18 protein-coding genes are annotated in these 19,952 nt (G+C 38.5%); 3 read left to right on the plus strand and 15 right to left on the minus strand.

The genetic code is table 11. The annotated features are described in order from the left end of the window. Positions 1-70: 70 nt before the first annotated feature. From ACI6MV_RS11780 to ACI6MV_RS11810, 7 genes are all read right to left on the minus strand, one after another. Positions 71-898, minus strand: a complete 828-nt coding sequence (locus tag ACI6MV_RS11780) for a carbohydrate ABC transporter permease (RefSeq protein ID WP_407270496.1) — start codon at positions 896-898, stop codon at positions 71-73. Continuing rightward, positions 899-1,792 carry a carbohydrate ABC transporter permease gene (locus ACI6MV_RS11785; RefSeq protein ID WP_407270515.1) on the minus strand — a complete coding sequence of 298 codons (894 nt, stop codon included), beginning with the start codon at positions 1,790-1,792 and terminating at the stop codon, positions 899-901. A gap of 620 nt (positions 1,793-2,412) precedes the next feature. Further along, on the minus strand, positions 2,413-3,381 hold the full coding sequence (locus tag ACI6MV_RS11790; protein WP_407270497.1) for a sugar phosphate isomerase/epimerase family protein: 969 nt from the start codon (positions 3,379-3,381) through the stop codon (positions 2,413-2,415). A gap of 18 nt (positions 3,382-3,399) precedes the next feature. Further along, positions 3,400-4,443 carry a Gfo/Idh/MocA family protein gene (locus tag ACI6MV_RS11795; protein WP_407270498.1) on the minus strand — a complete coding sequence of 348 codons (1,044 nt, stop codon included), beginning with the start codon at positions 4,441-4,443 and terminating at the stop codon, positions 3,400-3,402. A 240-nt stretch (positions 4,444-4,683) separates the two neighbouring features. Next, a complete protein-coding gene (locus ACI6MV_RS11800) occupies positions 4,684-5,709 on the minus strand; it encodes a Gfo/Idh/MocA family protein (RefSeq protein ID WP_407270499.1) in 1,026 nt (341 codons plus the stop codon). Position 5,710: 1 nt separating this feature from the next. Continuing rightward, the gene (locus tag ACI6MV_RS11805) at positions 5,711-6,457 is read right to left on the minus strand and encodes a ThuA domain-containing protein (RefSeq protein WP_407270500.1); all 747 of its coding nucleotides are present in this window, start codon (positions 6,455-6,457) and stop codon (positions 5,711-5,713) included. A gap of 12 nt (positions 6,458-6,469) precedes the next feature. After that, positions 6,470-7,225, minus strand: a complete 756-nt coding sequence (locus tag ACI6MV_RS11810; protein WP_407270501.1) for a sugar phosphate isomerase/epimerase family protein — start codon at positions 7,223-7,225, stop codon at positions 6,470-6,472. Between the two features lie 209 nt (positions 7,226-7,434). On the opposite strand from ACI6MV_RS11810, the gene ACI6MV_RS11815 reads away from it, so the two are divergent. After that, the gene (locus ACI6MV_RS11815) at positions 7,435-8,205 is read left to right on the plus strand and encodes a helix-turn-helix domain-containing protein (protein WP_407270502.1); all 771 of its coding nucleotides are present in this window, start codon (positions 7,435-7,437) and stop codon (positions 8,203-8,205) included. 326 nt (positions 8,206-8,531) lie between these two features. On the opposite strand, the gene ACI6MV_RS11820 is transcribed toward ACI6MV_RS11815, so the two are convergent. The 8 genes from ACI6MV_RS11820 to ACI6MV_RS11855 form a co-directional block, all read right to left on the minus strand. Continuing rightward, the gene (locus ACI6MV_RS11820; protein WP_407270503.1) at positions 8,532-9,752 is read right to left on the minus strand and encodes a quaternary amine ABC transporter ATP-binding protein; all 1,221 of its coding nucleotides are present in this window, start codon (positions 9,750-9,752) and stop codon (positions 8,532-8,534) included. Further along, a complete protein-coding gene (locus tag ACI6MV_RS11825) occupies positions 9,752-10,609 on the minus strand; it encodes an ABC transporter permease (protein WP_407270504.1) in 858 nt (285 codons plus the stop codon). The genes ACI6MV_RS11820 and ACI6MV_RS11825 overlap by 1 nt, the downstream gene beginning before the upstream one ends. A gap of 159 nt (positions 10,610-10,768) precedes the next feature. After that, entirely contained in the window at positions 10,769-11,758 is a 990-nt protein-coding gene (locus tag ACI6MV_RS11830) for a glycine betaine ABC transporter substrate-binding protein (protein ID WP_407270505.1), read from the minus strand. 21 nt (positions 11,759-11,779) lie between these two features. Further along, a complete protein-coding gene (locus ACI6MV_RS11835) occupies positions 11,780-12,562 on the minus strand; it encodes a carbon-nitrogen hydrolase family protein (protein ID WP_407270506.1) in 783 nt (260 codons plus the stop codon). Between the two features lie 29 nt (positions 12,563-12,591). Further along, entirely contained in the window at positions 12,592-13,062 is a 471-nt protein-coding gene (locus ACI6MV_RS11840; protein ID WP_407270507.1) for a thioesterase family protein, read from the minus strand. 24 nt (positions 13,063-13,086) lie between these two features. Then, the gene (locus ACI6MV_RS11845; protein ID WP_407270508.1) at positions 13,087-14,046 is read right to left on the minus strand and encodes an L-carnitine dehydrogenase; all 960 of its coding nucleotides are present in this window, start codon (positions 14,044-14,046) and stop codon (positions 13,087-13,089) included. Between the two features lie 14 nt (positions 14,047-14,060). Continuing rightward, on the minus strand, positions 14,061-14,939 hold the full coding sequence (locus ACI6MV_RS11850) for a beta-keto acid cleavage family enzyme (RefSeq protein ID WP_407270509.1): 879 nt from the start codon (positions 14,937-14,939) through the stop codon (positions 14,061-14,063). 252 nt (positions 14,940-15,191) lie between these two features. Further along, complete coding sequence (locus ACI6MV_RS11855) at positions 15,192-15,728, minus strand: TetR/AcrR family transcriptional regulator (RefSeq protein WP_407270510.1); 537 nt, start codon at positions 15,726-15,728, stop codon at positions 15,192-15,194. A gap of 732 nt (positions 15,729-16,460) precedes the next feature. Between ACI6MV_RS11855 and ACI6MV_RS11860 the strand changes: the two genes are divergently transcribed. Then, complete coding sequence (locus ACI6MV_RS11860) at positions 16,461-17,888, plus strand: MDR family MFS transporter (protein ID WP_407270511.1); 1,428 nt, start codon at positions 16,461-16,463, stop codon at positions 17,886-17,888. A 585-nt stretch (positions 17,889-18,473) separates the two neighbouring features. Next, complete coding sequence (locus tag ACI6MV_RS11865) at positions 18,474-19,196, plus strand: 3-ketoacyl-ACP reductase (RefSeq protein ID WP_407270512.1); 723 nt, start codon at positions 18,474-18,476, stop codon at positions 19,194-19,196. The last annotated feature ends 756 nt before the right edge of the window (positions 19,197-19,952 follow it).

Raw genomic sequence — 19,952 nt, forward strand, 5'->3', positions numbered from 1 at the left:
TATTGACCTCCTTGATATATTTTTATTATATATAAATCTTGTAACTATCAAGTTACAAAATATATAACAATTACTTGATCGAACCAGTCGCAATCCCTCTAATAATGTGCTTCTGTAAGAATAGAAAGAAAACTATGATTGGCAGGATCCCTAATACGAGACCAGCAAGTCCCATATCCCATTGCTTCGTATATTGTGCAAAGAAAGAACTTGTCGCTAATGGAATCGTTCGTAACTCTGCGTCCTGTAGCACAAGAAGTGGTAATAAATAGTCATTCCAGATCCAAAGTGTGTTCAAAATTATTACAGTCACGGTAATTGGCTTTAATAAAGGGAACACAATGCGCCAGAATACGGCAAATTGACTACACCCATCCACTCGTGCTGATTCTTCTATTTCAAGCGGGATCGTCTTCACGAACCCGTGATATAAAAATAGTGAAAGTGACACACCAAAACCGAAATACATAATAACAATGCCATAAATGCTATTCATAATCCCCAATATTCCACCTAACTTCATTAGTGGAATCATGACAGCTTGGAAAGGGATTACCATGGCAGATACAAAGAAAATAAATAAAATGTTGCTAAACTTTCCAGGTGTACGTACCATCTTCCAGGCCGCTAGCGAACTAATAATTACAATCCCAGTAATACTGCACACAGTAATGATTAACGAATTCCAGAACGCTTTAGGGAAATTTAAAATCTCCCACACTTTCGCGTAGTTACTAAATAAAATCTCTTTCGGAAAAGCAGCTGCGTCTAACAAAATTGCTGGAAAACTTTTTAAAGAATTGATAATTACAAAGTAAAACGGAATGAGAAAAATTATTGCTAGAAGAATGCCTATAATTTCAAGCACAAATGTCTTTTTTGTATATTTATCTCTCATTTATGCTTCCACCTCCCGTTTCTTCGTAAATATTACTTGTACCGTTGTAAATATAGCTACGACTAAGAAGAATAAAATAGATTTTGCTGTCCCTAACCCGTAACGGTTGTTAGTAAAAGCTTCTTGATAAATATTAATCGCGACAGACTCTGTTGAATTGAACGGTCCGCCTCCGGTTAAAGAAATATTTAAGTCAAAGATTTTAAATGCCATTGAAATAGTTAAGAAAAAGCAAATCGTAAATGCCGGTAAAATTAGCGGAATAATAATTTTTGTCAACATACGGAATCCCGATGCCCCATCAATTTTTGCAGCTTCTAAAAGCGACCGATCAAGACCTTGCAATGCAGCGATATAAATAACCATCATATAACCGCTAATTTGCCAAGCAAACACGATAACGATGCCCCAAAATGCGGTTTTTTCATCACCAAGCCAAGGTTGCTGGAAAAATCCAATATTTGTAATATTACCAATAGAGGCAAAACCTTTAATAAAAATAAACTGCCAAATAAACCCTAACAGCAATCCACCAATAACATTTGGTATGAAAAATACTGTTCGTAAAATATTTTTCGTTTTTAGTGCCTCGTTAAGCAACAAGGCAAAGGAAAAACCAATAATGTTACTTATAAATACAGCTGTAAACATAAATTTTGTCGTAAAGACGAAGGAGTCAAAAAACTTTGGATCATCTGTGAAAAGCTTGATATAGTTTTCAAATCCGACCCATTCTACCGTCGAGCTTATCCCGTTCCATGAGGTGAACGAATAATAAATCCCCATTATAAATGGAACAATTTGTATAGTTAAAAAGAAAATTAATGCCGGGCCAACAAACGCAGCGTAAGATATTACCTTTTTTAAACGCTTCAGCCGCTTTGCTTTTACCATATCTCGGTATTTTTTCGTCTCTGTAGCAATACTTGCCGTGTTTACTTCTGTTTTCACCAAATGACACCACCTTTTCAATATCGTAAGCGCTTTCTAAACCTATTATAAGATAAATTTCTTATCATTTAGAGACACTGTATTGAACAAAAAGGGGTACTAAATTGACTTGTTTGCTCCGATCAAAAGTTATAATAATAGATGGTGCAGAATTACGAGTAGGGAAAACGGTTTATTTTGGGAGTGGATCAGAAGATGATACTAAGCTGAGGAGCTAACCGGATTTGACGGACACACAAGCGCTTATTTAGCATAAAATTCAAGTTTCGTTTATTTGACGGCCACCACGGCCCTTATCTTTAATAACAACCCACTGAAACAACAATATCATTCAAATACCTGCGCTGGTGACCGCTTAATTCAAATATTGCCTATTTTGTCACAGATAAGCGCATTGGTGGCCGCAAGCGACTGATTTCCCAACTGCTTTACCTCCAATGTTACTGTTTAACAAGTTACGTCTTATTATAGATACTTTACGCAATAACAATAATCTTTTAAAAACAGCCTTTCAAAAAGGCTCCTACGCAATGCAGGAGCCCTTTTACATTCTTAACAGGTACTTACGCCCACCACATCTCTGTTGGTGCCTCTTCAATAAGTACATGTTTTAAATTGTTAACTGCTTTAGTGAATCCTTCGTCAATCGACATGATCGGGTCTTCGTGCTCAATACTAACAACATGATCATAGCCGTATGTACGTAAAGCACTAATAATGTTCGACCACTCTTGTATGCTGTGGCCATATCCGACAGAGCGGAAACTCCATGCTCTCGTTTGTACTTCGGAATATGCCTGCATGTCGGTCAAGCCGTACATGTTAACATTGTCCTGGTCAATATACGTATCTTTTGCATGAAAGTGATGGATGGCATTTTCTTTGCCGAGAATTTTAATGGCTGCAACCGGATCAATGCCTTGCCACCATAAATGACTCGGATCTAAATTTGCACCAATTGCCTCTCCTGCAGCTTCTCTTAATTTCAACATCGTGTATGGCGTATGCACTAAAAATCCTGCATGCAATTCAAGCCCAATTTTCACATCATGTTCTTTAGCAAGTTTACCGATCTGTTTCCAATAGGGAATTAGTTTTTCTTCCCATTGCCAGTTAAGTACTTCTGCATACTCTGTTGGCCACGGGGTTACCGGCCAATTTGGATATTTCGCATCTTCGCTGTCCCCCGGCGTTCCAGAGAATGTATTGACAACTGGAACATTTAAAAGGTTTGCTAATTTAATCGTCTTCACTAAAACATCATGTGACTCTTTTGCAAAAGATTGATCTGGTGAAATCGGATTGCCATGACAACTAAACGCACTAATAGTAAGTCCACGTGAATTAACTTTTTCCATAAATTCATTTCTTTTTTCTTCACTTTCTAATAATTCATCTAGTTTGCAATGCGCGTCGCCTGGATATCCACCTGTTCCAATCTCGACGGCTTGTAGCCCTGATGCTTTCACATGATCTAACATTTCATCTAATGATTTTTCAGAAAACAACACTGTAAAAACGCCTAATTTCATTTCGTTCCACCCTTACTTTCATGTATTTAAGTTAACTGTTCTACCTCGTTCACTACTGCTATAAATAGCATCGATAATTTTCGTTACTTTTAACGCCTCTTCTGGCTTTACAACTAATTCCACTGCACCTAAACAAGCATCAATAAAGTTTTTGGCTTGTGCTATACTTGGATCGTTTTTGCCAATTAACATGGTTGGAACTGTATTGAGTAGAGCGTTATTTTTTGCTTGATATATTTCAAATGGAAAAACATTAATTCCACCGTCGACACCAGAAATACTGACGTGGTTCACATCTTCTTTTATATTTGCAGACCAAGAGCATTCGAACAACAGCGATGCTCCATTTTCAAACGTAATATAACTTGTTACATGATCGTCCACGTGGAAGTTCTCATGGTCAAATGGACCCCATTCATTTACTTGATTAGGCGTCGTACTTAACCGATTATATGCTCTCCCGTTGACCTCAACAGGTACAGCATCACCTAATAACCACAATGCTAAATCCAACATATGACAACCATAATCTATCAAACTGCCTCCACCTTGCAGCTCCTTATTTGTAAACACTCCCCATCCGGGGACTTTTCGCCTTCTCAGAGCTTGCACCCGTGTTACAAGAGGCTCTCCTACATCTCCAGCTAGCATCGCTTGCTTTGCTGCCTGTGCCTCTTTCATATGACGAAAGTGATACGCAATTGCTAGCACTTTATTAGCTTTTTTCGATGCACTAATCATCTTTTCGCATTCTTCCACAGTAATCGCCATTGGCTTTTCACATAATACGTGGACACCAGCTTCTAACGCTTCTATGGAGAGCTCTGCGTGAAATTTGTTTGGTGTACAAATGATAACTGCATCAACATAATCTAGCATATCTTTACTATTCGCAAATACGTGCTCAATGTGTAACTTGTCAGCGACTTCACGTGCCCGTTGTTCGTTTACATCACTAACAGCCGTAATCGTTGCTTTATCTTTCAACTTGAAAAGCACCGGAATATGCCTATCTTGAGCGATTCCACCTACTCCAATAATGCCTACTCTCAATCTACTCATCACTATACCTCTATTCTGAAAATGATTTTATCATTCTCCTATCTACCATTGCTTGCCTGTTCCGCTATAGTTCATATTCAAAACGTTCGTTTTTCAGCACCGAGAACATTGGGTGCAGCTAGAAAAAATAGACCGGAGTGTAGTGAGAATCTACGTGAGAACTGGATTTTTCGGCTTAACCCAATATTCGATGCGTGAAAATAGTCTTTGTAACAAAAAATGAATTTTTCGAACATCTTGCTATAGTTTTACAATTTGCTTTGTTTCGTTTGATTGTAATGCACCCAAAATGATCTCTAGTGACTTTTTGCCTTCTTCCCCGCTAATTAACGGTTCTTTATCGTTCACAATGCAATCAACAAAATTTTCAATAACATGTGAATTCGATTGACCACCATTATTATTGGATTGAATTTTACCTAGTTCATATTTCACAACTTCTCCTGTCGTATATTGGACGATTAGCGAATAATCAGGATGATCTTCTAATCGCAATATAGCTTTTTCTCCATAAATAATCGTCGAGTTGTCTTCTTTTGCGCTGTACGCCCAGCTTGCCGCTAATGTGCCAATAATTCCGCTTTCTGATTTCAACACACATACAGCATTATCATCTACATCTATGCCTTCTTTTGCATTTGTCTCTACAAAACCAGCTACTTCGGTGAATTCTTCTCCTAGCAAGTAGCGAAGTAGATCCGATTTATGGACACCTAAATCACCCATTGCACCGACAAATGCCTGTTCTTTATTAAAAAACCAGCTTTCTTTACCGTCAACACTCCATCCTTCTGGTCCACCATGACCAAAAGCAGTGCGGAAGCTGTAAAGTTTACCAACTTCACCAGATTCGATTAGCTTTCTTGCTTTAACATGAGACTCAACAAACCGTTGGTTGTGAGCGATCATCAGTTTTTTATTGTTTTCAGCAGCCGCGTTTATCATTGCTTCGGCCTCTTCCCTTGAAGTAGCCATTGGCTTCTCACATAACACGTGACATCCTGCCTGTGCAGCAGCAATGCTAACAGGGGCATGCAAGTAGTTTGGTAGACAAACACTTACTGCATCTAATTTCTCTTCTGCCAATAATTTTTTATAATCAGTATAAGCCGTTGCACCATATTTTTCGGCAGTTTCCTTTACACGTTCCTCCACTATGTCACACACTGCAACAATTTCTACGGATGGATGGTTATGATACTCAATTAAGTGACGATACTTCGCTATACTTCCACATCCAATAATCCCTACTCGTAATAAACTCATCTTATAATTCCTCCTTTAATACATGTGCGGTGTTACCGATTTTTTCTAATGGTTTTGCATTGCCGTATACAGGCGTTGGAGTGTTCGAATTTTCTGCCCACTTCACCGCATTTTTTATTACCTTTTGTACGTCTTTGTGATAGTAGGTAGGATATGTTTCATGACCTGGTCGGAAGTAAAAGATTTTTCCTTTTCCACGTTGAAAAGTTGCACCACTGCGGAACACTTCTCCACCTTCAAACCAGCTTACAAACACTAATTCATCCGGCGCTGGAATATCGAAGTGTTCCCCGTACATTTCTTCTTTTTCCAATTCAATAAATTCGCCGATCCCTTCTGTAATCGGATGACTTGGATCAACTACCCACATCCGTTCTTTCTCATCTGCTTCCCGCCATTTCAAATCACACGTTGTACCCATTAATTTTTTGAAAATTTTCGAAAAGTGCCCAGAATGCAAAACAATTAATCCCATGCCTTCCAACACACGTTTGTGGACTTTCTCCACAATTTCATCGCTAACCTCGTCATGTGCAAGATGTCCCCACCATACTAGAACATCTGTATTATTTAGCACTTCATCTGTCAATCCATGATCTGTATCATCTAATGTTGCTGTCTTGATTTGATTGTTGTCTTCTTTTAGAAAGTCAGCAATCGCACCGTGTATACCTTTAGGGTAGATGTCTGCCACTACTTGATTTTTCTTTTCATGTCGGTTTTCATTCCAGATTGTTACGTTTGTCATTTCGTTATTCTCCTAACTAAGTTTTTCTTTTAAATAATTAATGCTAATCTCAATGCTTTTTAATGGAGTTAAACGACTAACATCTTGCTCGACAATAAACCATTCTGCACCTGCATGCATCGCTGTTTCTATCACGCCATCTAAATCTACTCCGCCAGTCCCTAACTCAGCAAAAAAATTTTCATCATCTGTTGTCATGTCTTTTAAATGGACGAGTGGTGTTCTACCTTGATACCGCTTGATCCAATCAACAGGGTTTTCTCCTACTTTTGTAAGCCAATATACATCAAGTTCTGTTTTGACATTGCTAGCACTTGTATCATCAAAGATTACTTCTAACGCTTTTCTTCCATCTGATAATACTTCTAGCTCAAAATCATGGTTATGATAGCAAAACGTAATCCCTGCATCTTTACACGATTTTCCAACTTGATCTAATAATGGAATCAATCGACGATAGCTTTCTTCTGTGCGGCGATCGTCTGTTAAAAACGGACAAACAACATATTTGCTACCTAAAACTTTTTGCTCTTCAATCACTTGATCTAGTCTCTCTTCTAACTGCTCCAATGGGACGTGACTAGCAGCTGCCTTTAATCCTAATTCATCTAATAAAGCTCTTACTTCCTGGACAGATAGACCACCGTAACCCGCAAATTCGACGCCGTCATATCCAAGTTCTGCTACCTTCCTTAATGTGCCGGCAAAATCATTTTCTGCTTCTTCTCTGAGTGTGAACATTTGTACTCCAATAGAAATTTTTGACAATATTAACCCTCATTTCACCAGTATTTTAAAGCGTTTACAAAATGTAAATTATGTTATAAAGTAACCTAGTATGCTCTATTATAAGAAAATAGCACCTCCTGTTACCTCTCCTATCTGATTAAATCATAAATGAAATACCACGATTTGAACATAAATGATATGATTAAAACATGTACTATTTAACTATTAATAAATATAAGGGGATTCACATGAAAATCTTATTTTCTGGCTATTCCTACCATACAAATGGGTATTACGCTTCATATAAATCTGGAATGGATGCCTATCTTATCCGCTTACAAACAGAAGGTGAATGTAAAGCGATCATTAAAGGAAAAACAGTTGTCATCGAAAAAGGGGACGTCATCCTCGTTGGACCTTATGACCATTACGAATTAATTATCCAAGAAGGTCAGAAAAGTGGTGACTATCACCTGATCTGTACCGGTGAATGGATGGACACATGGTATAACGCTTCACCTAAACCGTCTATCTGCCGCATCGATTTAGATGAAAAACTACTGTCCATATGGCGTTATATTATTGCAGAAGAACGAAAACCTTCTTCTGAAAAAAATACAAAAATCAGTAATTATTTGTTATGTGCGTTATGCTTGTCTCTTGAGCGTGCCATTACAGAAAAATCACCATCATCCAACCGCCCTTATGTGGTAACGAGAATGATGCGTTATATTGAAGAGCATGCGACAACGCCTTCTTTGAGAGTTGAAGATGTTGCCAATCATGCCGCTCTAAGTGTGTCCCGATCTATTCATTTATTTAAAGCACATGTAAGCAAAACCATTATGGAATATGCACAAGAGATCCGCCTATCTACCGCTGTAGATCAAATGCGATACACGACATTAACATTGGAAAATATTGCTCACAATTGTGGATTTGGCACCTATTCTTATTTTCACCGGGTTTTCAAAAAACAATATGGTGTTGCACCTGGTGTGTATCGTAATCGAGATTAGGGTGAATTTGTCGGTTTCATTAGAAATTGAGATTAGGATTTCGTCATTTTTACATATTAATGCCCATGGCTTTATGGTAATTGGTGAATTGACTTATTTTCAAACCTATATCTGTTGATTGTGAACATTTATTAGGATTTTTTATAATGATATAGGTGGGCCCCTTAAAGTGGCGTGATCATGTAGCTTTCATCATTTATATCGATAAGGTATGAAATAAGGGCAAGGCTCTTTGCCTTGCCCTTGTAAATTCGATCATCTTTTAGGTACCATACACTTTCAAGAAACCAAAGACTATATTACAGGAACCGTCCTTCGTCCCAAGTCTAGTTATTTAAATACCCGTGATATTCTTTACTTTCTTCAATCTCTTCTGCCACTAGTCCTGAAAGTACATGGACACGCAAAATAAAACCTTCTAATCTATTGTCTTCATTTGTTACTGCCAGAGGGAATTTAGACTCTAACGCTTTTGGAATAAGGTCCGTTACATATTCTTCTTTTTTAACAATGGTCACATTAGGCTCTAATACATCCTCTAATGTTTTCTTTTGTTTAATCCCATCAATAGCAGCGTCGATCGTAACAATCCCTTTTAAATGTCGACTACGATCTACTACAAATACACTAGAGATCCCATTTTGCTGCATTTCTTTTACAGCTACTTTTAAGCCATCTTTTAAAGATACGAGTGCATTTGGTTTTATCATTACATGCTCTGCTTGTAAAACTTTCGACCTATCAATATCTTTAATAAATTCAGAGATATAATCATTCGCAGGCTCTTCAAGAATTTCTTCTGGCGTACCTATTTGAACAATTTCACCATCCTTCATCACAGCAACTCTATCCCCAATTTTAAATGCTTCATTGACATCATGTGTAATGAAAATAATGGTTTTCTTTAGTCTCTCTTGAATGTCTAGTAACTCCAATTGCATATCTCTTCGTATTAACGGATCTAGAGCACTAAAGGGTTCATCCATTAATAAAATATCTGGGTCGTTAGTAAGAGCCCTTGCTAGACCAACCCGTTGTTGCATACCACCCGATAGTTCTTCTGGATACTTATCTTCATACCCTTTCAAACCAACAATTTCAATATTTTCTAATGCTATTTTCTGTCTTTCCTCTTTTGGCATATCTTTAATTTCTAGTCCATATTCAACATTATTTAACACAGTACGATGGTTAAACAAACCAAAATGCTGAAATACCATCGCAACTTTATCTTGCCGATATTTCTTTAATTGTGAGGAATTATAGTCAACGATATTTTCTCCATCCACTTTAATTGCTCCGGCAGTTGGTTTATTTAATAAGTTAAAACACCGGATTAATGTGGATTTTCCACTACCTGAAAGACCCATGATGACGAAAATTTCGCCCTCATTAATCTCCATAGATGCGTCATATACGCCGACAGTATGATTCGATTCCTCTAGAATCTCGGCTTTGGACATTCCTTCCACTATCTTTGGAATGACCGATTTGGGATTAGGACCAAAGATTTTAGAAACATGCTCTACTTTAATTTTGTTCGCCACTATTTAACCCTCCTATGCTTCTGAAAACGTTCAGCAACCCCACTTGTTACCCGGTCAATTATAATAGCTAGAAATACAATACTTATACCTGCTTCAAAACCAAGCGATATATCAATTCGTTGAATAGAAATGAGTACTTGTTCACCTAACCCTTTTGCACCTACCATAGATGCGATAACAACCATTGCCAATGCCATCATTGTGGTCTGGTTTACACCTGCCATGATCGTTGGTAAGGCTTGTGGTAGTTGTACCTTTTTAAGCATTTGCCATCTTGATGAACCAAACGATTGGGCCGATTCAATAACTTCTGGATCTACACCTCTAATCGCGAGTTCTGTCAAACGAATGACTGGTGGTAACGCATAAATTAATGTCGCAAAAATTGCTGAAACGTTACCTAGTCCGAAGAAAAAAACAGCGGGGATTAGATAGACGAAGCTTGGCATTGTCTGCATCGCATCCAGTATTGGTCTCATGATAGTAGAAAACCTCTTACTAAATGCCATCCATACACCAAGAGGAATACCTAAAACAAGACATATTAATACGGCAGTAAGGACAACGGAAATTGTCATCATCATCTCTGCCCATAGGTCAAATGTACCTACTAAAAACATAAAAAAAGCATATAAAACTCCGGAAAAAACGGATTTAAAATACCAACCTAAGAAAAAAATCAAAAGTATGAATAACCACCAAGGGAGTGAAACTAGTAAGCCCTCGAACCCGTTAATAATATTGGATGCAATAAAAAAGATAAAATCAAATAATCCTTCTAATGATTCGTCTAATAAGTTTACAAATTTTTCAACATAACTACCTATATTACTCTGAATATCAGGGAAATTCCCCATAGGCACGACTACATAAATGCAGTCTTTTCACCTCGCATTCTTTGTTTTTTCTATATGTACGTGTTATAGGTAAAGGGGAGCCAATGCCGTTTGACTAGCTCCCTCTTTACCACAGACATTCTTCTTTTTTAAACACGCTCTATCTAGTTGTCTCTCTTCCTATTGAATGGATTCTTTTACCGCATCAGCTACATCCTCCGGAACCCATTCCGTCCAAATTCCCTCCTCTTCCTTCAGAAATTTAATCGCAGCTTCTTTTGGTGTAGCACCTTCATCTGAAATATACTTTAACGCTTCGTTAGCTAATTCACTTGTAGTTTGATAATTTTTTAGGAATTCTGCTACTTCAGGGGCTCTCTCAAGTAAGCTTTTATGGGCTACAACATTTACATCTTGATTAGCAGCGTTATTTAGAATTCCTTCTGGATCTTCTTCTGTTAGAGGTACCATATCATATTTTCCTAGAACCCAGTTCGGCTCATAGTTGTATCCAATCCAAGGCTCACCTTTTTCATATGCGTCTGCCAATGAAGCATTAATACCAGCTTCAGAACCAGCGCGGAAATAATTATATGTTTCATCTAAGCCATACTCTTCAAACGCTTGGAAAAGAATTTCATCTACAGACCAGCCAGAGATAGCTCCAATAATTCTACCTTTTGAGCTATCTTCTGGATCTTGAAATAGCTCCCAATATTCCGGTAAGTCTGTTACATATTCTAAATCAGGAGCCATTGGTTCAATTCCTCGCTCTGGATCTCCTTCAATCACATATCTAGGAACATAAAAGCCTTGGAAACTATCGTCAAAGTTAACAGACATCTTCACAAAGTCTCCGCTTTCTATTCCTTCTGTATAAATATCACCTAGATTTTTCGTCCATCCTTCCATATGAACATCTATATCACCTTCACGTACTGCTGTCCAAACCATTTCACTAGATCCTGCTGTTTGTTCCGTTGGATATCCATATCCTTCTTCCACAATCGTTCTTGCAACTTCATTGTGAAAACGAAGGCTGTCCCAACCTGAATCTCCAAAAACGATTGTTTCTTTTCCATCTTCCCCTTGATCATTGCCGCAAGCTACTAATGCTACTAGTAACATTAGAAAAATTGCTGATTTTAATAAACTTTTTGTTTTAATCAAAACAAATTCCTCCTTATTTTTTTATTTGCTAAGCAATTGATAACTAACAGGCCTTCTGTTGTTCACATACTGCAAATTAGGATCTGTTTTCAGCCTAATAGGTACTTCTACTGTTTTTGTAACTGGATGCTCAGCCAGCTTTATATAATTCTTGCCTCGTTCACTGTAAATAGCACTTTCTCCAAAAAACGTTAAATCTCTTTCTGTTCCTATTCGATTACAAATGGCTACTGGAATCTCATTTTCCATCGAACGACTCTTTAAATAAGCTTCTTGGTAATCCTGATAAGGTTCCATATTATTCGTGGAACATAATACGATATCTGCTTGATCTATTTTTAAAGATCGAATGGATTCAGGAAAATCTAAATCAAAGCAAATAATCAACCCAATTTTACCCAGTTCCGTATCAAACGCTTTGAAACGTTCTCCTGGTGTAAATACTAATTTTTCTTCATCATAAAGGTGTACTTTTCTATAAATCCCTACAATATCTCCTGTATTAGAAATAAGACTTGCAGAATTATAGACTAATCCATCGTCCTTTAATTCTGGCCAAGTAAAGACAGCATATAGATTCAATTCTTTACTCCATTTTTGAACCTGTTTCACACTTTCACCATTCACCGGTTCTGCAAGGTTGTCTGTTGCATCTTGAATGAAATAACCGGTTAAACAGAGTTCAGGAAAAAGGATGAGATCTGCCTTTTGCTCAGCTGCTTGCTCCATTTGTTGTTTGATTGATTGTAAATTTTTAGCCTTATCCCCTAATACTGGTTGAAATTGACCTAAAGCTATTTTCATAAAGAACGCTTCCCTTCTCCAGGTAAGATTTACCGCTTAATTCCGATTATTCTTCCTACTTGTTTAGGAGCATCCATATGGTCATGTATTTTCCACATCGCTTCTATACTTGCTCCAACAGCTGCGGGGAAGTGTGCCGGCTTTTCTTGGTTTGTATCCATTCCCATAAGCATCTGTTCACTTGTTGCTATCAAGTTTCCATCTGCATTTTTCATCTCAAAAAACACATGCATGCGTTTGGCATCAATATTTAATAACTGGATCGATACATGGAGACTTTCATCTTCATGTGCCTCTTTCAAATAGCAGAGATGCGTCTCCAAGGTGAAAATCGTATAATTATAATTTTCTCGGGCTTTAGCGTCTAAGCCGATGTAATCCATAAATGAATCAACGGTTAAACTAAACACTTTTGCATAGGAAGAGTCATTCATATGTCCGTTATAATCTACCCATTCGCTGCGAACTTGATCTTCGTACAAGAAAGAATCCTTTATCATGGTTTACTCCACCTCCATGCGCTTCTAGTTGGTTACTGTATTTCTAGACTCCGGCCAGTATTCATCAACTAAATCAAGCAGCTTCACTAAAAACTCATTTCGCTTTTGCTCTAGCTCAGTGATGGATACATCTCCGGCATGTGATTCACAGCCTTCAATTATTTTTTCCTTTAATTCATCAGTAAGCTCTGGTGCTTGTAGCTTTGTCCATGGAAGCTTTAAGGCAGGTCCAAACTGTTCTAACATATGGCGCATCCCTTGATCTCCCCCAGCTAAGTGGAAGGTTAAGAAAGGGCCCATTTGTGCCCAACGTAGGCCAGCGCCATAAATAATCGCCGCATCGACCTCTTCTGTAGTAGCAACTCCATCATTGACTAGATGAAGTGCCTCACGCCAGAGTGCTTCCATTAAACGATCTGCCAGATGACCTTCAACTTCCTTGTGAATGACTAAAGGTTTCATGTTAATAGATTTAAAAAATTCACTTGCACGATCTATAACAGAAGAATCTGTGAGGCTACCTCCTACTAGCTCTACAAGAGGTAAAATATATACGGGATTAAATGGATGGGCAACGATCATACGTCCAGGATGTTGAAGTCCCTCTTGTAACGTACTAGGCATAATCCCTGATGTACTAGATGCAATAATTGCCTCAGGTTTTGCATGCTGATCGATACTCGCTAATACACTTTTCTTTAAGCTTTCACGTTCTGGAACATTTTCTTGAATTAAGTCAGCATCTGCTACTGCTTCTTCTAAAGTAGGAACAAATGTTAAATGATTCGGTGATGCTTGATCTGCAAGTCCCAATTTTTCTAAAGATGGCCAAGCATGCTCCACAGTCTGACGTGTTCTTTCCTCTGCCCCTTCTGCCGGGTCAAAAGCTATCACTTCGTATCCCTGCGCTAGGAATCTAGCAATCCACCCATTTCCAATTACGCCCGTGCCTACAACAGCAAGTTTTTTTATATGTTGATTCACTTCCGCATTCCTCCTTATGGTGTTCTCAATTTATAGTGATCTCGTGCTTCTTGAGGAGTCATTATCTCGATCCCATTGCTATTCAATAGTTGTGTTGCCTTTTCCACTAATTGATCATTTCTTGCCAGTACGCCTTTTTCAAGATATAAATTATCCTCTAATCCCACTCTTACATTTCCACCGAGTAGTGCGGTTTGTGCAACAATTGGTAATTGCATACGTCCAATTCCAAATGCTGACCAGTGTGCGTTTTCAGGAAGGCGGTTTTTCATATATAACATCGTTTCCGTATCCGCATCTGCTCCCCACGGTATTCCTAAACAAAACTGAAACATTGGATCTCCATCAATTAATCCTTCGTTAATTAATTGCTTGGCAAAGCGTAAGTGGCCTGTATCAAAGCATTCTAATTCAGGTTTGACGCCACTCTGCTGAATGAGTTTTGCCTGCTGTCTTAGCCAATCCGTGGGGCTCATGTAAATCATGTTACCGAAATTCACACTTCCACAATCGAGTGTACACATTTCCGGAAGCAACTCACCCACAGGCTCATAGCGTTCAGCAGGGGTTTGAATATCTGTTCCTTCGCCACCAGCAGCTGGTGTATTTAAGCTCGGAATGAAGTCACCTCCACCACCTGATGTAATGTTAATCACAACATCCGTTTCAGAATCCCGAATACGATCAACAATTTCACGGTAATGGTCAATGCTGTGACTAATCCCTCCCGTTTTGGGATCACGAGCATGTATGTGAGCTACCGTTGCTCCCGATTTAGCAGCTTCGATAGCTGCTTCTGCTATTTCTTTTGGTGTTACTGGAACATAAGAGCTTTTTTTTGTAGTATCGCCAGCACCTGTTACCGCGGCTGTTAACATAACCTTGTTCTTCACTTTTTCCCCTCCAACAAGTTCATTATAAATAATCCTGATTTAAACCAAAATAATAAGTATACCGTCCAGACGGTTTTATATCTAGATATTACTGTACCATCCAGACGGTTTTATTTCAAGGGATCAAGTGAAAAATCGGATTATTATCAAATAGTTAATTGTTGATAACACTTGAAGTATCAAGGTTTTTACCTATACTAGAAAAACACAAGAAAATTCTTTCCGCGAACAAAAAAAGGGGGAACCATCACATTATTCGTTCGCCCATTCCAAAAGAGTTTTATATACAATATCTTTCTTTTCATCACCGATATGATAAATATCGAAAAGTTCTGCCAACCAAATTCCGTCTGTGGCCAACCTAATAATCGTAGCCTTAACAGGATCAATACCATCATTTTCAATCTCTTCCTGCCACTCGGAGTATAATTGACGAATAGGGTCAAGCAAGTCAGCATTAACGGCCTTCGCTGCTAATAGACCAGAGTTCATATCTTTATTCTGATAGGTTTGATTAAATGTCACGTTAACGTATGAACGTAGCCATTTCCCTTTATCATTGAGGTCATTTTCGGCATTATTCGTTATTTTTTCTCTGTAATTATCCGCTAGGTGATTAACCATTCCACTCACTAACGCTTCCTTTGAAGGAAAATGGTAAAGTAGTCCACCTTTACTAATTCCAGCTTCTTTAGCTGTAGCTTCTAGTGTTAAGTTAAAAATACCTCTTTCACTAACAATTTTTGACGCAGCATTAAGTATTTCCAATTTCCTAGAATTCCGGCTCATTTTGATCCCCTTTTCATGATAATATAAATTTTATCACTGTTACTATACTACTCAGACGGTTTTTATTCAATCCCTTTATGCATTGATTGTGGTTCATAAACACACAGCTCACGTTGCTTTGAAAAAGACACTTATAAAGCTTGTTCAACTTAACTGTCCTATATAAGTTTCATCCTTTTCTTAGTGGTGGCATGTTCCTGGCAACCATGGTTGTTTCCTATTTTATAGTCAAAGCACAGAGTGCACGCATAGAAACGTAGCGACTGAAGCGAATCGACTAAGATAAAAAAATCACGCCTATCCATTTTGGTATGTCGACATTGGATGACAAGTCCGCTTTTAGTCGACCTTCGATAAAACTTGAATCAATGATGACTTATTGTAGCGATTCGTGAAATCATCAAGTTTCTGGCGATCGGAGCTAGACACTGGCATAAAATTTTTTATTTCTTCTTACTCTTTCTTTTAAAGCTGTAACCCCTTTATATTCTATCTTCTCATTATGGGGTTGTTGAATCAAATAATAGTTTGGGTTAAGTAAACATCCAATATGACTCTCATGCATCCTTCTCAAACTTCATCCTTCCTTCATATTTTCATACGTCTTTTTATAAGTGAAAGATGCTCCCCTATACGTCCCAGTGCATTATGTTTGATATAGGGGAGTAATAAATCCATAATGTATAAGTATGATTTTATGTTCAGTTTATAATTGTGATGTGGAGGTACAATATGGAATCGACGATCAAGACGAAGCCCATTCTGATTACGTTTATGATTGGTGCTTTTTTTGCTATTTTAAATGAAACATTACTTAATATTGCGTTAACAGAGTTCATGCGTGTATTCGGGGTTGATGAGCCGACTGTTCAATGGTTGGCTACTGGTTTTATGTTAGTGATGGGTGTGTTAATGCCTATTTCCGCGCTGTTCATTCAATGGTTTACGACGAGACAGATGTTCATTGGTGTGATGAGCGTATTTTTGCTAGGGACGACGATTGCTGCGTGTGCTTTAAATTTCCCGATGTTATTAACTGGTCGTATGATTCAAGCGGTTGGTACTGGGCTTTTAATACCAATCATCTTCAATACGATCCTTTTACTTTATCGTCCTGAGGTTCGCGGAAAAATTATGGGGACATTTGGATTAGTGATTATGTTTGCTCCCGCAATTGGACCAACTTTATCTGGGGTCATTGTTGATTTTCTTGGCTGGCGTTGGTTATTTATCACTGTTATTCCGTTCGCCTTATTTTCGATTGTGTTTGCAATCAAATATTTAACAAATGTTGGAGAAATTACACGTCCAAAGGTCGATATACTATCGATTATACTTTCAACGATCGGGATTGGTGGAATCGTATATGCATTTAGTAGTGCTGGTGAACAGCCAGAAGGTTTCTTATCTGTAACATTTCTTTCTGTGCTCTCTGTTAGTTTACTAAGTATGATTTTATTCGTGCTTCGTCAATTGAAGTTAGATGAACCCTTATTAGATGTACGTGTGTTCAAGTATAAAAACTATACACTAGGTGTCGGACTGTTTGTGATTGTCATTATGGCCATGTTTGCATCCGAGATTGTGATGCCAATGTATTTACAAGGGCCACTTGGCTATTCTGCCAAAATAGCTGGCATTCTGTTATTGCCAGGTGCATTGTTAAATGGGATTATGTCTCCGGTTATGGGGAATTTATTTGATAAATTTGGCCCAAGAAAATTGATGATCCCTGGAACCATTGTGCTAGTCGGAGTAATGCTATTTTTTAGCAATATCAATCCTTCCGTTCCAATTTGGTCGTTTATTATTGTGTACATTTTACTAATGCTGTCTATTTCGGCAATTATGATGCCATCACAAACAAACGCGTTGAATGAGCTACCAAAACGCTTGTACCCTCATGGTACAGCGATTGCCAATACATTGCAGCCAGTAGCAGGAGCACTCGGCGTTTCTGTGTTTGTTAGCATTATGACACAAGGAAGAGACAGTTACCTAGACAAACAGTCAGGCGAAATAACAGAGCATGTAGCTGATACTGCAATGACCTACGGCGTGCATCATGCCTATTGGTTTGCATTAGTATTAACTGTGATTTCATTTGGGATTGCACTGTTTGTTCGAAAAGGTATGTCACCGGATTATGAGGAAGAATAATGGAGAGGGTGTCCCGGTTGGGGCGTCCTCTTTGTTTTTAGCTGTTTTCTAAAAGATTGTTGTTATTAACACAAGAAAATGTACCGAAGTTTGTGGTTGTCCTGGCGAAATGGGGTTGTTTGACACTGGCGGACACCACAGCTCTTATTTGTAACAAAAGTGTTATATGTAGAATTGTGCGGCCTCCAGCGCACTTATTTGAAAAAAATGCTTGCTGTTATATGCTGTTTTTAGCAAATAAGGGCTCTGGAGACCGCCAAATAGTAAAAACCAGCATTACAGGTAAAATAAGTGCTACTGTGTCCGCGAATATTCCTAGCCTGCTTGTGTGTCCTAATCATAGGCAGGTGACGGCGTTCTCCGCAGAAAACAACAGCTTGGTGGAGCAAGAACAACTTCGACGACGTGTCCATCAATGATGAATAGCACAAAGTTTACGAAAAGAGCCTTATTTTTTATATTAAATCCTATTTTTGTAATTAACGATTACTTGGCTTCCAACTTGTTTTCACTATCCCACATTAATGGATTTACACATCTTTTTAGCGTTACAATTAAAGGAGATAAGTAGAGAGGATGGTTTTTATGGGACAACAAATTAAAGGGAAAGTGGCGTATATCACCGGTGCAAGTAGTGGAATTGGAAAAGCTACTGCACTCTCCTTTGCCAAAGAAGGCATTCATGTTGGCTTGATGGCTCGAACGGAAAACAAACTAAAAGAAGTAGCACAACAAGTAGAAGCGCTTGGTGTAAAAGCAGCTGTCGCTGTAGTAGACATATCCAATATGGACGCAGTTGATCAAGCAGTTGCCGAGTTAGAAAACAAGTTAGGTCCAGCAGATATTCTAATCAACAACGCCGGAATTGGATCGAAAGGAAGTTTGTTGGAAGCAGATCCTGCCGATTGGAAGCGTACGTTTGAAGTGAATGTGTTTGGTACCTATCATGTGACCCGTGCTGTGTTACCACATATGGTTGCGAAAGATAAAGGTGACATTATAAACATATCCTCAAGTAATGGACTAAAAGCTACAGCAGGGTCGACATCTTATAGTGCCAGCAAATTTGCGATTCAAGGGATGACAGAAGCGCTAATGCAAGAAGTTCGGCGCAACAATATCAGAGTTTTCACTATGAATCCAAGTTTGGTTGCTACAGAAATGGCGATGGGCGACAACCTCGATGAACATGACAAGGATAAATATATGCAACCCGAGGATCTAGCGGAATTTATGGTTGCTCAACTAAAATTAAATCATCGAATTTTCATTAAACAATCTTTACAGTGGGCAACAAACCCGTTTTAGAGTTGGCTGTTTTTTGGAAGGATTATTGAATGGATATGGGTGCATGAGTTGGTATACTCGTGAGAACTTACGACAGTTCTCACGAGCAATCTTCTTAGAAAGTGTTCAAATTCGGGTGTATTTGTTGATTTTAATAAAGTGCCTATTTTGTTGTCGAAGCGTGGCATTGTGAATATTCCTCATGACATGGCATAAATACACACTATTTGGCCATATCTCTTGTGGGCAATCTATTAAAAATGGCTGTTTATTCTCTATTTAGACATATCTTACCCGGCTACTCTTCTAAACATGTCTGATTAAATCGGATTTGGACATGTCTTCACTCAGTTCTATCTGAGACTTGGCCGATTATTGCTTATTCTAACATATCTTGCCTTGTTACTACCTAGGACTTGGCCATTTATTGCCTATTCAAACATATCTTGCCTCGTTACTACCTAGGACTTGGCCATTTACTTCCTATTTGAACATGTCTTCACTCGTTACTACCCTAGACTTAGCCAATTAGTCAAACCCGCCCCCCACCGATTCTGAACAAAAGCGCAGAGCGCCGGTTAGCGACGTACGGACTGGACTGAACCGCAGGAGATAAAGGAAACATGGCCCTACATAGGGGGTATGTCGACGTTGGACGACAAGTCCGCTTTTAGTCGACCTTCCATAAACCTGAATCGATGTTGACTTATCGTGTCATGAGGTGAGGGAAGTCTCGCTAGTCGCTGGACGTGGCTAAATAACTCAGCAAGATATCCA

Source organism: Radiobacillus sp. PE A8.2 (genome assembly GCF_045635475.1).
Classification (GTDB): Bacteria; Bacillota; Bacilli; order Bacillales; family Amphibacillaceae; genus JBJGXI01.